An 11,878-nucleotide genomic window follows, 5' to 3' on the forward strand; every position below is an offset into this window, starting at 1 on the left:
TAATAATATGAGGTGGATTAGACAACGACTCGATAAAATTAAGGAGCCTTTTTCTAAAGGAAAAAAATTAGAAAAATACGCTCCGGCAGTAAATGCCTTAGATACTTTTTTGTTTGTACCTAACGAAACAACCAAAAAAGGAGCCCACATACGAGATGCGGTAGACTTAAAACGTGTAATGATAACTGTGGTGTTAGCTTTAATTCCAGCCCTTATTTTTGGGATGTGGAATGGCGGTTATCAATACTTGTCACAAATACAAGCTGAAGTAGGTTTTTGGGAAGCTTTAGGCCACGGCGCTAGTAAAATAATACCAATGATTTTGGTTTCTTATGGCGTAGGTTTAGGAATAGAGTTTGCCTTTGCTATCTTTAGAGGGCACGAAGTAAACGAAGGTTATTTGGTAACCGGTTTACTTATACCTATGATTATGCCAATAGACATCCCGTTATGGATGGTAGCAATTTCTGTAGTTTTTGCAGTATTTATAGGTAAAGAAGCATTTGGAGGTACGGGAATGAATATTTTAAATCCAGCATTAACCGCTAGAGCTTTTGCTTTTTTCGCTTATCCAACCTATATGTCCGGTACGACAGTTTGGGTTAGTAATGCAGATAAAGTAGATGCCGTTTCAGGAGAAACTATTTTAGGTTCTTTAGCAGCCGGTCATCCGGTAGAATATAGTTCTATAGATATGTTTTCAGGTTTAATTCCTGGGTCTATTGCAGAAACTTCAACAGCTCTGGTGCTATTGGGCGCCTTGCTGCTCATCTTTACAAAAGTTGGGAGCTGGCGTATAATTGTAAGCGGTTTTGTAGGTGCGGCAATAATGGCCTTAATTTTTAACGCCTTGCCATCTATGGGTATTCAAGGTAACGAGCTTACCAACTTCCCGTGGTATAATCATTTAATTATTGGTGGCTTGGCATTTGGTATTGTATTTATGGCAACAGATCCTGTTTCTGCAGCGCAAACTACAAGAGGTAAATGGATTTACGGATTTCTTATTGGATTATTTGCCGTTATGATTAGAATTTTTAATCCGGCGTATCCCGAAGGAATTATGTTGGCTATTCTGTTAATGAATGTTTTTGCACCAACTATAGATTATTACGTAGTGCAAGCCAACATTAAAAAGCGTAAAAAACGAGTAAGTCAAGTAAAAACTGTAGCGTAATGAATAAAAATAGTAATACATATACGTTTATTTTTGCCGTATTAATGGTGTTGGTAGTCGCATCGGTCTTAGCTTTTACAGCTACTTCTTTGCAACCAACCCAGGATAGAAACGTACGGCAGGAAACTATGCAAAATATCCTATTTACTGTCGGTGTAGACTCTGTAGAAGTTGATGGTAAATTAGAATATTTATCTCGCCCATTGGCAGAAAATAATTTTGATAAGTATATAAAAGAAACTATCGCTTTAAATCCTGATGGCTCTGTAAACGAAAGCGTAGATGCTTTTAATGTAGATCTTTCTAAAGAACTCAATAAGCCGGTAGATAAGCAGGTTTACCCTCTTTATATTGCAGAGGTTAAGCAAGAAAAATATTATATTGTCCCTTTACGGGGAACAGGACTCTGGGGGGCAATATGGGGATACATTTCATTAAAAGACGATGTTAATACTGTAAAAGGCGTTATTTTTGACCACAAATCAGAAACAGCCGGATTAGGTGGCGAAATCACCAAGATGTGGTTTAGACAACGTTTTGAAGACGAAAAAATCTTCGACTCTAATGGCGAGTTGGTTGGTGTTTCTGTAGTAAAAGGCTACAGTGGCGGTGGCGACAAAGATGATAATAAAATTGATGCTATTTCTGGTGCAACTATTACTGGAGATGGCGTTTCCGATATGATTTCAGAACGATTAAAACATTATCTACCTTATTTCAAAGAGCAAACTGAAATGAAAGTAGCAACAAAGTAAAGTTTTATGGCTAAAGATAAATTACATAAAGAAGTAGAGAATTCTTCAACACAAGAAGAATTGGATGCAAAGAAAAAAGAAATGATTCTTTTCTTATCTAGTTCAGAAGAAAAAGAACATTTTCTTTCTAAAGCAAATAGGAAGCTATTAACAGATCCGCTTGATGACGATAACCCTATTACTGTGCAGGTATTAGGTATATGTTCTGCATTGGCAATTACGGTGCAGTTACAACCAGCAATAGTAATGACCTTAGCTGTTATTGTTGTAATGGCATTTAGTAATATGATTGTTTCTATGTTGCGTAACTTGATACCAAGTCGTATTCGTATTATCGTGCAATTGGTAGTGGTAGCAGCCTTGGTAATTTTGGTAGACCAAATTTTAAAAGCCTACGCCTACGATGTTAGTAAGCAATTATCGGTTTTTGTTGGTTTAATTATTACCAACTGTATAGTAATGGGTCGCTTAGAAGCTTTTGCTTTAGGAAATGGGGTTTATAAATCTTTCTTAGATGGGGTTGGTAACGCTGCCGGTTACGGTGTTATCTTAATTATAGTTGCCTTTTTTAGAGAGCTCTTAGGTTCTGGAAAATTATTTGGATATGAAGTTCTGGGCCATAAAGGATTAACCATAGAAGATTCTACCGGACTATACGCCTTAGGTTACCAAGATAACGGGCTTATGCTTTTAGCGCCAATGGCACTTATTGTGGTTGGGGTTATTATTTGGGTACAGCGTTCTAGAAACAGAAAATTAATTGAAGAAGCATAAAGAAACTGCTTAAAAATTTAAATTATGCAAGAGTATCTAAACTTATTTGTAAGAAGTATTTTTATAGAAAATATGGTTTTTGCCTACTTCCTAGGCATGTGTTCTTATTTAGCAGTTTCTAAAACTGTAAAAACTGCTGTTGGTTTGGGAGCAGCCGTAATCTTTGTATTGACAATTACAGTGCCTATTAACTATTTAATGGACGAGTATTTGCTAAGACCCGGTGCTTTAGAGTGGTTGGACCCATCTTATGCTGGCGTAGATTTGAGCTTCCTTAGCTTTATTATGTTTATTGCCGTAATTGCATCTATGGTGCAATTGGTAGAAATGATTGTAGAAAAATTTGCTCCTGCGCTTTACGGAGCTTTGGGTATATTTTTACCGCTTATTGCTGTAAACTGTGCCATTTTAGGTGGTTCATTATTTATGCAACAAAAGAATTTTAGCGGCGTAGATTATGCCGTAGTTTATGGATTAGGAAGTGGTGTTGGTTGGTTTTTAGCAATTCTTGCCATCGCAGCCATTAGAGAAAAAATAGCATATTCTAACGTTCCGGCTCCTTTAAAAGGATTGGGTATTACCTTTATTATTACCGGATTGATGGCTATTGGTTTTATGAGTTTTATGGGTATTAAATTATAGTTGAAAACACAGCACTATGACAGTTATAATTGCAAGTATTATAGTATTTTTAGCATTAATCCTATTGTTGGTTGGGGTTTTATTAGGGGCAAAAGCAAAGCTTATCCCTTCCGGACCGGTAAAGATAAATATTAATGCAGAAAAAGATTTAGAAGTAGGCTCCGGAGGTACTCTTCTTTCTACTTTGGGAGATAATAAACTCTTTTTGCCCTCGGCATGTGGCGGAGGCGGAACCTGTATACAATGTAAGTGTATTGTAAAAGAAGGAGGAGGAAGTATCTTACCTACAGAAGAACCACACTTTACAAGAAAAGAAATTGCTGAAGGTTGGCGATTGAGCTGTCAAGTAAAGGTAAAACAAGATATGGAAATCCAAATACCAGAAGAAGTATTTGGTATTAAAAAATGGGAAGCTACTGTAGTGCGTAATTACAATGTTGCTTCTTTCATTAAAGAATTTGTGGTAGAAATTCCGGAAGATATGGATTATAAAGCCGGAGGTTATATACAAATTGAAGTTCCTAAGTGTGAAGTGAAGTTTGAAGATATGGATATTACCGCACACCCTGAAGAGCATCCCGGCGAGAAAGATAAATTCCAGAAAGAATGGGATAACTTTAAATTATGGCCTTTAGTGATGAAAAACCCGGAAACAGAAGAAAGAGCTTATTCTATGGCTTCTTACCCGGCAGAAGGTCGTGAAATTATGTTGAATGTTCGTATTGCAACGCCTCCTTTTGATCGTGATAAAGGCGGATGGATGGATGTAAATCCTGGTATCGCCTCTTCTTACATTTTTGCTAGAAAACCCGGCGATAAAGTTATAATCTCAGGTCCTTATGGAGAGTTCTTTATAAATCATAGCGAGGCAGAAATGCTATATGTTGGTGGTGGAGCAGGAATGGCGCCAATGCGTTCTCACTTATATCACCTTTTCAAAACACTACAAACCGGTAGAAAAGTTACGTATTGGTATGGGGGTAGATCCAAACGCGAGCTATTCTATCTAGAGCATTTTAAAGAATTAGAAAGGGAATTTGATAATTTTAGCTTTTACCTTGTGCTTTCAGAGCCTTTAGAGGAAGACAACTGGAAAGTGAAAAAAGATGTAAACGATAAAGAAGGCGACGGCTTTGTAGGTTTTGTGCATAATGCCGTTATAGACGAATATCTAAATAAACATGACGAGCCGGAAGAAATAGAACTTTATTTCTGTGGTCCGCCATTAATGAACAAAGCTGTACAAAAAATGGGAGAAGACTTCGGAATTCCTGACGAAAACATTCGTTTTGACGATTTTGGAGGATAGGATAATCCCTTATATTACAAGAAAGCCGGTAATTTTTTACCGGCTTTTTTTATTTATTCTGTAGAAAAAAATTAGCGTAAAATAATCTTTTTATATAATTTCCGTAAAGTAGATTCTTTACGTTTTTACGGAAATAATACTAAGTTAAGACCTGATACTCTTTAAAATTTTATTTTTGAGCTAAAGCGGTTTTATAAGCCTTATATTTTTAAAATATTCTTAAAATTGTTTATACTTGTATAGAAGTCTAACCTAAGCTTGTTTTTCATTTCTATGGTATATCTCAATGCAATAAGTTATCACATGCCATCTACGGCATTAAGCAATGAGCAGCTAATTGCCGAATATTTGCCGTACAAGAAAAAAGAAGACAAAACAATTACCGCAGAAGAATTATTTAATCAAAACTGGATTAAAACCAGGCATCAAGTTGCTTTAACAGATACGGCCAAAGATTTAGGCAATCGCGCCGCAGAAAATTTATTTGAGCAGTGGAATATCCGTAAAGAAGAGATTCAATATCTCGTTTTTGTTTCCGATGCTTTAGATTATAAAGGACCTACAACGGCTTGTGTAATGCAAAACGATTTAGGTTTAAGTAAAAGCATTGGTGCAATAGACGTTTTACATGGTTGCACGGGTTTTGTCTACGGTCTCAGTTTAATTTCGGCTTTAATAGAATCTGGACAGATAGATAACGCTTTACTAATAACCGCAGACATACCTACCAAAGTTATACATCCGGCAGATATCGAGTTGCGTGCTATTTTTAGCGATGCCGGTGCGGCTACATTTTTAAGTAAAGAAAAAATTAAAAATGGTATAAATGCAGAAGTTGGTAAATTTGTATTTGGTACAGATGGCTCTGGAGAAAATGCACTAAAAGTAGAACGATCCGGTAGCAGAAATCCTGCAGATGTAAAATGGTTAAAGCAGTTTGAAGAAGTTCCGCACGGCAATACCGGCGGGAAATTATATATGAAAAGCTCGGCTATATTTTTATTTGCCTTGCGGACCGTACCAAAATTGGTAAAGCAAATCCTGCAAAAAGAAGGCTGGAATAAAGAAGATATAGATTTTTATGTTTTTCACCAAGCCAACGGTCAAATGCTCGATTTTATTGGTAAGCGTATGAAACTGCCAAAAGAAAAAGTGATTATCAATATAGAAAATATTGGCAATACAGTTTCGGCTTCAATTCCCATTGCTTTGTACCAAGAGTATAAAAAAAATACATTTAGCGCTCAACAAAAAGCTTTATTGGCCGGTTTTGGTATTGGCTTGTCTTGGGGAGCAACAACCTTAAAATTTACCTGATGAATATAGAAAACTTTATACATAAATTAGAAGCAGAATTTGACGAGCTAGACCCGGGAACTTTGCAAGAAGATACAAGCTTTAAAGACTTAGACGAGTGGAGCTCTATGCACGCCCTAATAATTATTGCTTTGATAGACACCGAGTATGATGTGGTGCTAACCGGCGAAGATTTATCGCAAATTTCTACCGTAGAAGAGCTTTACGGAATTGTAAAAGCACGAAAAGAATAATGGCATTTTTTACTACCCAAAACACCAAAATAGCCGGCATAGCTGCTGCAGTGCCAAAAACACAAGAATCTAATTGGGATTACGAATTACTTTCGGAAACCGAAAAGAAATTATTGGTCAAAACTACCGGGGTAGAAACCCGGCGGGTAGCTAAAAAAGGACAAGCAACATCAGATTTTTGTTTGGCTGCTGCCGAAAAACTTCTTGCAGAATTAAACTGGAAAAAAGACGAAATAGACGTAGTTATATTTCTCTCACAATCTAGAGATTATTATTTGCCGGCAACAGCGGTTATTTTACAAGACAGACTTGGTTTGCCAAAAAGTACAATGGCTTTTGATGTTGGGTTAGGCTGTTCTGGTTTTCCTTACGGACTTTCGGTTATAAATAGCTTATTAAGCAATGCCGGTTTAGAAAAAGGTTTACTTATGATGGGCGATATTTCTTCGGCAACTTGTGCTAAAGAAGATAAAAGCACGTATCCGCTTTTTGGCGATGCAGGAACGGTAATAGCAGTAGAAAGAGATACCAATGCAAATTCTATGCAGTTTCAATTAAATAGCGATGGCGCCGGCCACGAAGCTATTATAATTAGAGATGGCGGGATACGAAATTTAGTTTCGGAAGAATCTTTCCGTAAAGAAAATATTGAAAAAGGTATTACGCGTTCAAGATTAAATTTAACTTTAAACGGCTTAGATGTGTTTAATTTTTCTATCACGCAAGTGCCAAAAAGTTTAAGAGCATTTTTAGAAAAAACAGATACAAATGCCGAAGATTATGATTATTTTGTGATGCACCAAGCCAATAAGTTGATGAATGAAAGCATTCGGAAAAAGTTAAAATTTCCGGTAGAAAAAGTTCCTTATTCCATCAAAGAATTAGGCAATACAAGTTCTGCTTCCATTCCTTTAACCATGGTAACGCAAATGCGTGAAAAACTACAAGAAGAAAATTTGCAGCTTTTGTTAAGTGGCTTTGGTGTCGGTTTGTCTTGGGGCGTGGTTGCTTTAAATACCAATAAAATAATTTGTCCCGAACTTCTAGAAATATGAACAACTTTAGCTTAGAAAATAAAACGATATTAATAAGCGGTGCTTCTTCTGGAATTGGCGCGCAAACGGCTATAACTTTATCACAAGCAGGGGCAAAACTCATATTAACGGCTAGAAATACAGAGCGGTTAGAAAATGTTTTTAACCAACTAGATGGAGACAAGCACCAATTTATTACAGCCGATTTAACCCAAGCAGAAGATTTTGAAAAGCTATTGAATAAAGTACCAGCATTAGACGGAATTGTGCATAGCGCCGGAATGGTAAGACCTTTTCCGGTAAAATTTATTGGCGAGAAGCAAATAGATCAAATGTTTGGCGTAAATTATAAAGCCACCATTTTATTAACCAGCAGACTTTTTAAAGCAAAGAAAATAAACAAACAAGCTTCGTTGGTGTTTATGTCTTCTATTTCCAGTCATTTTGCGCATAAAGGAGGCGCATTATATTCTGGGAGCAAAGCGGCGGTAAATGCATACAGCAAGACTATTGCTTTAGAGTATGCGCCACAAAAAATTAGGTCTAATGTAATAAGTGCGGCAATGGTAAAAACGCCAATTTTTGACGAAGCGGAAAAAGCGGTAAGCAAAGAAATGATGGATAAGCACGGCGAGCATTATCCGTTGGGTTTTGGAAAACCCGAAGACGTTGCCAATGCTATTTTATTTTTATTGTCTAATGCCGCAAAATGGATTACCGGTACAGAGTTGGTAATGGATGGCGGTCTAACAGCCGGGCATTAAGATGGAAGAAATTTCTATAGTTGTTCCCGTTTATAATAGTGAGAAATCGTTAGCAAATCTCTTTAACGAACTTAAAAAAGCGCTACAAAATTATGAATGGGAAGTTGTTTTTGTAGATGATTTTTCTCTAGACAAAAGTTGGAAGGTTTTAAGCAAATTAAAAGAAGAAAATCCGCAGCACGTAAAAGCCATTAGGTTGGCAAAAAATTACGGACAACACAATGCTACTTTCTGCGGTTTTAATTTTGCTACCGCAGACTACGTGGTTACTATAGACGATGATTTACAATACTTACCTGTAGAAATTCCGCTATTACTAAAAACCCTAAAAAAAGAAAATGCAGATTTGGTTTACGGTATAGGCAATCAGCAACAAGCTGCTTACCGCAAACTTGGTAGTAAAATTTTTAAATTTGGCACTAAAGCGCTCGAAGATGGCATAGGGCAGGGTTCTTCGTTTAGATTATTTACCAAAGATTTGCTTGAAAAAGTGGTAAAACACAACCAACACTTTATTTATCTAGATGAGTTGTTGTATTGGTACACAGAAAATATTGGCTTTGTAAAAGTAACACACCAAAAGCGACAAGCGGGAAAATCTAATTATAACGCTTTTAAGATTTTTAATGTACTTAAAAATACCACGCTAGCATACGGTAAATGGCCTTTAAAATTTATGGTTTACGGTGGTAGTTTCTTTTCGTTTGTGAGTTTTATGACCGGTCTATATTTTATTGCAAAGAAACTTATTTTTGGTATAGCTGTGCCCGGTTTTACCGCCTTAATGGTTAGCATTTTGTTTTCTACCAGTTTAATCTTGCTATGTTTTGGTATTTTAGGCAAATATTTAATGAATGTTTATGTTCTGCTTAACCAAAAGCCGGCCTATTCTATAAAAGAAATGCGATGAAAATAGAAAAATACGGCATTGTTTTAAAACGTCTTACCATTGGTGATATTGAGCTATTGCGTAAAAAACGAAACCAGAAAAGCATTAAAAGCAAGATGTTTTTTCAGAAAGAAATCAGTAAAGCAGAGCAGCAAGAGTGGTTTCAGAGCATAAACAACAAACATCATTATTATTTTATAATCTATTATAAAAACAAAGAAATTGGTTTAATTCACGGCAAAATCTTGTCTTTTGAAAAACGCTTGGCAGAAGGCGGTATGTTTATTTGGGAAGAAGAGTTGTTGCAATCACATATTCCTGTTTTGGCTTCTATAATCTTGGCAGATATGACTTTTTTAATAATGAAAATGAAAACTACTTTGGCAGAAGTGCGCAGTGATAACCCTACGGCTTTGTCTTATAATTTAAAATTAGGTTATAAAATTACCGAAAGTATTTCTGCAAAAAATAAAACTAAAATGAGTTTGCAAAAGAAAGATTATTTCGAAAAGGCAAAACCTTTGCGCGATATGATTAAGAGAATAAGTAAAGATTCTACAGATATTTCTTGGGCAGATGTGCATCTAGAAAATTCGGTGCCAGATAGTCTTTATACCGGTCTGCCAGACTATCTGCAAGAAGAAATAGAAAAGAAGCGCAGTAATTTTGCATAAGTATAAATTATGGCAATCAACTACAAAACAGTAATACGTTCTAGAACAAATTTTGAGATTGTCGGTAGTATTCTTGTTAACGCTTCCGCGGAAGCTATATGGCAGATATTCACGACCCCGGGGCATTTAAAATTGTTTCATCCCTTCTGTAAATCTCATCAAAAAGTAAAAAGCTGGCGAGAAATAGGAGATGTAGATACTGCAGAATTTTATAACGGAAAAATGATGCAACGCCGGCTTATTGGTTTCTCTCCGTTAAAAAGTTATACCATTCAAATGGAAAATAAAGATGGTAAAAACACACAAGTTTGTTTCCGTATAAAAAAAATAGATACTAATACAGCAAGAGCAAGCATTCACATAAAAACAGATGCTTACCGCAAAATTCCCCGACCGTTTTGGCCAGTTTTTGTCCGTCTTTATTTGAGGAAATCTTATAAAAATTACTTAAATTCGATACTTAACGGACTAAAATATTATAGCGAAACCGGAAAACCCGTATCTCGCAACCAATTTGGAAGTCACAAAAAGTTTTCTCCGGAAATCAATTAAGCCTCTGTATTATGAAATTAAAAGAAAATCTCAAATTTTCTCAACGATTTGAATATGGTTTTTACCAAGTGTTAGACCATTTTCTAAGCAGAAAAGTAGGTTTTGCATTAACCGCAAAAACCAGGCGTTACCTTTATAAACGCATTAGAAAAACCTTAGAAAAATCTGGCGAAGGAAGGGTTTTAGACATAGAAAGAAGAAAAGATTTATCGTTAGACGAATTAAAAAATCATTATATAAAAAAAGGTATTCCCGTTGTTATAGAAGGTGGTGCCAAAGATTGGGATTGCGTAAAAAAATGGTCACTAGATTATTTTAAAGAATTGCATGGCAAAGACGAAATTTTAGTAGTAGATAGCAAGCATATTGATGCACCATACGAAAAAATGAGCTTGGCAGATTTGATAGACAATATACAAGCCGGCGGCTCTAAATATTACAGATTTTACCCGCTTTTGTCTGAACATCCGGAGCATTTAGAAGATTTTGACTATAAATGGCTGCAAAAAGCCAGACACGAAAATCCGTTTTTCGAGTCGTTTCAAGCTTTTATAGGTGGTAAAAATACAGAGAGTCCGTTGCATAATGCAATGGCTTGCAACTTGTTTGTTCAGGTGTATGGCGAGAAACGCTGGTCGTTAATTTCGCCACGTTATACGGCGGTTGTAGATCCAGATCCTATCAGAAATATTTATCGTGGCGCCCCTTTTAGAAAAGATAACTATCCGTTTAATCCGTTTGATCCTAGTTATGAAAAGCCTTACGAATTGTTTAAATATGTAGATAGGTACGATTTTGTCTTAAAACCCGGTGATATTTTATGGAATCCGCCTTTTTGGTGGCACGCCGTAACCAACCAAACCGACTCGATTGGCGTGGGTTATCGTTGGGTGCCAAGAAGCTATAGTTTTAAGCAAAACCCGCTGTATACAACTTTAGATCATTTGGCTACCAACCCACCAATCTGGAAAGGTTATAAGCTTTCTAAAAAAGATACCAATTTGGTGCATTTGGCCGAAGATGGACGTTTACAAGAGTTTTTAAAGAAGAAACGTGCCAAAGAAGAAAAGATAGAACAAAAGCAAACGGAAAAAGAAAACGCGTAATTATTTAGTCAAAACATAACCCACTAAGCATTTTAAATGAAAAATAAACTACCAGTTGCAGTTATATTACTATGTTTTTTATCAATAATTTCAGTCTCTTGTAAGTCTTCTAAAAATGCAAAAAATGATGCTGGCGTAAATTCAGAATTCAATCAACAATATATTGATAGTCGCGGCGCACTTACCGGAACGCTTATAGATGCAGAGTATAAGCTTTTTAAAGACCAATTAGAAAAAGAGTTAGATATAACTATTCCAGAAGGCAAGTCTATTCTTATCAATTATAGGCAAAAATCTAATAATTGTTTGGGAGTAGGCTTTAAAAAATCTGATGTTATTGGACACATAGAGAATGCTAAAGAAATATCTGGCAGGCTAAGTGCCACTTATAATATGGCAAATTATTTTGTATTTACCGAAGATGCTCATTACGCAGACTTATACAGTAAACGAGTAAACTATAAAAAAGACCCAGGATATTTTAAGGATAGAATATTTACATCCAATCAAAATTGCTCTGCTTTTTTACTTGTAAAACCAAACGGTAAATTTATGAAATATTACGGCGAAGATTATTTCACTTTTGTGAAAAACTTCTTACTTAAAGACTAGTTCTATTTTTAAACCTTTAATAGCTATAGATTAAAATTTT

General features: G+C 35.8%; 14 protein-coding genes. All 14 read left to right on the top strand.

Going from position 1 to position 11,878, the window contains the following annotated elements; genetic code table 11:
- The first annotated feature begins 7 nt into the window (after positions 1-7).
- The 14 genes from FKR84_RS09520 (at position 8) to FKR84_RS09585 (ending at position 11,838) form a co-directional block, all read left to right on the top strand.
- Positions 8-1,177, top strand: coding sequence for an NADH:ubiquinone reductase (Na(+)-transporting) subunit B (locus FKR84_RS09520; RefSeq protein WP_141422077.1), 1,170 nt, complete (start codon positions 8-10; stop codon positions 1,175-1,177).
- Entirely contained in the window at positions 1,177-1,932 is a 756-nt protein-coding gene (locus tag FKR84_RS09525) for a Na(+)-translocating NADH-quinone reductase subunit C (protein ID WP_141422078.1), read from the top strand. Before FKR84_RS09520 ends, FKR84_RS09525 begins: the two co-directional genes overlap by 1 nt.
- 81 nt (positions 1,933-2,013) lie before the next feature.
- Complete coding sequence (locus FKR84_RS09530) at positions 2,014-2,706, top strand: NADH:ubiquinone reductase (Na(+)-transporting) subunit D (protein ID WP_394348482.1); 693 nt, start codon at positions 2,014-2,016, stop codon at positions 2,704-2,706.
- Positions 2,707-2,730: 24 nt separating this feature from the next.
- A complete protein-coding gene (gene nqrE, locus FKR84_RS09535; RefSeq protein ID WP_141422080.1) occupies positions 2,731-3,348 on the top strand; it encodes an NADH:ubiquinone reductase (Na(+)-transporting) subunit E in 618 nt (205 codons plus the stop codon).
- Positions 3,349-3,364: 16 nt separating this feature from the next.
- The gene (gene nqrF / locus FKR84_RS09540) at positions 3,365-4,657 is read left to right on the top strand and encodes an NADH:ubiquinone reductase (Na(+)-transporting) subunit F (protein WP_141422081.1); all 1,293 of its coding nucleotides are present in this window, start codon (positions 3,365-3,367) and stop codon (positions 4,655-4,657) included.
- Between the two features lie 273 nt (positions 4,658-4,930).
- A complete protein-coding gene (locus FKR84_RS09545; RefSeq protein WP_141422082.1) occupies positions 4,931-5,974 on the top strand; it encodes a 3-oxoacyl-ACP synthase III family protein in 1,044 nt (347 codons plus the stop codon).
- The gene (locus FKR84_RS09550; RefSeq protein WP_141422083.1) at positions 5,974-6,207 is read left to right on the top strand and encodes an acyl carrier protein; all 234 of its coding nucleotides are present in this window, start codon (positions 5,974-5,976) and stop codon (positions 6,205-6,207) included. Before FKR84_RS09545 ends, FKR84_RS09550 begins: the two co-directional genes overlap by 1 nt.
- Positions 6,207-7,262, top strand: coding sequence for a ketoacyl-ACP synthase III (locus FKR84_RS09555; RefSeq protein ID WP_141422084.1), 1,056 nt, complete (start codon positions 6,207-6,209; stop codon positions 7,260-7,262). Before FKR84_RS09550 ends, FKR84_RS09555 begins: the two co-directional genes overlap by 1 nt.
- Positions 7,259-8,005: an SDR family NAD(P)-dependent oxidoreductase gene (locus FKR84_RS09560; RefSeq protein WP_141422085.1), complete on the top strand. Its 747-nt coding sequence runs from the start codon at positions 7,259-7,261 to the stop codon at positions 8,003-8,005. Before FKR84_RS09555 ends, FKR84_RS09560 begins: the two co-directional genes overlap by 4 nt.
- Before the next feature lies 1 nt (position 8,006).
- Positions 8,007-8,915, top strand: coding sequence for a glycosyltransferase family 2 protein (locus FKR84_RS09565; RefSeq protein ID WP_141422086.1), 909 nt, complete (start codon positions 8,007-8,009; stop codon positions 8,913-8,915).
- Positions 8,912-9,568, top strand: a complete 657-nt coding sequence (locus tag FKR84_RS09570; protein WP_141422087.1) for a hypothetical protein — start codon at positions 8,912-8,914, stop codon at positions 9,566-9,568. Before FKR84_RS09565 ends, FKR84_RS09570 begins: the two co-directional genes overlap by 4 nt.
- A gap of 9 nt (positions 9,569-9,577) precedes the next feature.
- Positions 9,578-10,120, top strand: a complete 543-nt coding sequence (locus FKR84_RS09575) for an SRPBCC family protein (RefSeq protein WP_141422088.1) — start codon at positions 9,578-9,580, stop codon at positions 10,118-10,120.
- Between the two features lie 11 nt (positions 10,121-10,131).
- Positions 10,132-11,226, top strand: coding sequence for a cupin-like domain-containing protein (locus FKR84_RS09580; protein WP_141422089.1), 1,095 nt, complete (start codon positions 10,132-10,134; stop codon positions 11,224-11,226).
- 36 nt (positions 11,227-11,262) lie between these two features.
- Positions 11,263-11,838 (top strand): chalcone isomerase family protein, encoded by a 576-nt coding sequence (locus FKR84_RS09585; protein WP_141422090.1) that lies wholly within the window; start codon positions 11,263-11,265, stop codon positions 11,836-11,838.
- Positions 11,839-11,878 lie beyond the last annotated feature (40 nt).

Source organism: Haloflavibacter putidus (genome assembly GCF_006546625.1).
GTDB lineage: Bacteria > Bacteroidota > Bacteroidia > Flavobacteriales > Flavobacteriaceae > Mesonia > Mesonia putida.

What these genes read in the sequence shown, in the direction of transcription:
- FKR84_RS09520 (WP_141422077.1), top strand. Translation starts at nt 8, where the DNA reads ATGAGGTGGATTAGACAACGACTCGATAAAATTAAGGAGCCTTTTTCT.
- FKR84_RS09525 (WP_141422078.1), top strand. Translation starts at nt 1,177, where the DNA reads ATGAATAAAAATAGTAATACATATACGTTTATTTTTGCCGTATTAATG.
- FKR84_RS09530 (WP_394348482.1), top strand. Translation starts at nt 2,014, where the DNA reads ATGATTCTTTTCTTATCTAGTTCAGAAGAAAAAGAACATTTTCTTTCT.
- nqrE (WP_141422080.1), top strand. Translation starts at nt 2,731, where the DNA reads ATGCAAGAGTATCTAAACTTATTTGTAAGAAGTATTTTTATAGAAAAT.
- nqrF (WP_141422081.1), top strand. Translation starts at nt 3,365, where the DNA reads ATGACAGTTATAATTGCAAGTATTATAGTATTTTTAGCATTAATCCTA.
- FKR84_RS09545 (WP_141422082.1), top strand. Translation starts at nt 4,931, where the DNA reads ATGGTATATCTCAATGCAATAAGTTATCACATGCCATCTACGGCATTA.
- FKR84_RS09550 (WP_141422083.1), top strand. Translation starts at nt 5,974, where the DNA reads ATGAATATAGAAAACTTTATACATAAATTAGAAGCAGAATTTGACGAG.
- FKR84_RS09555 (WP_141422084.1), top strand. Translation starts at nt 6,207, where the DNA reads ATGGCATTTTTTACTACCCAAAACACCAAAATAGCCGGCATAGCTGCT.
- FKR84_RS09560 (WP_141422085.1), top strand. Translation starts at nt 7,259, where the DNA reads ATGAACAACTTTAGCTTAGAAAATAAAACGATATTAATAAGCGGTGCT.
- FKR84_RS09565 (WP_141422086.1), top strand. Translation starts at nt 8,007, where the DNA reads ATGGAAGAAATTTCTATAGTTGTTCCCGTTTATAATAGTGAGAAATCG.
- FKR84_RS09570 (WP_141422087.1), top strand. Translation starts at nt 8,912, where the DNA reads ATGAAAATAGAAAAATACGGCATTGTTTTAAAACGTCTTACCATTGGT.
- FKR84_RS09575 (WP_141422088.1), top strand. Translation starts at nt 9,578, where the DNA reads ATGGCAATCAACTACAAAACAGTAATACGTTCTAGAACAAATTTTGAG.
- FKR84_RS09580 (WP_141422089.1), top strand. Translation starts at nt 10,132, where the DNA reads ATGAAATTAAAAGAAAATCTCAAATTTTCTCAACGATTTGAATATGGT.
- FKR84_RS09585 (WP_141422090.1), top strand. Translation starts at nt 11,263, where the DNA reads ATGAAAAATAAACTACCAGTTGCAGTTATATTACTATGTTTTTTATCA.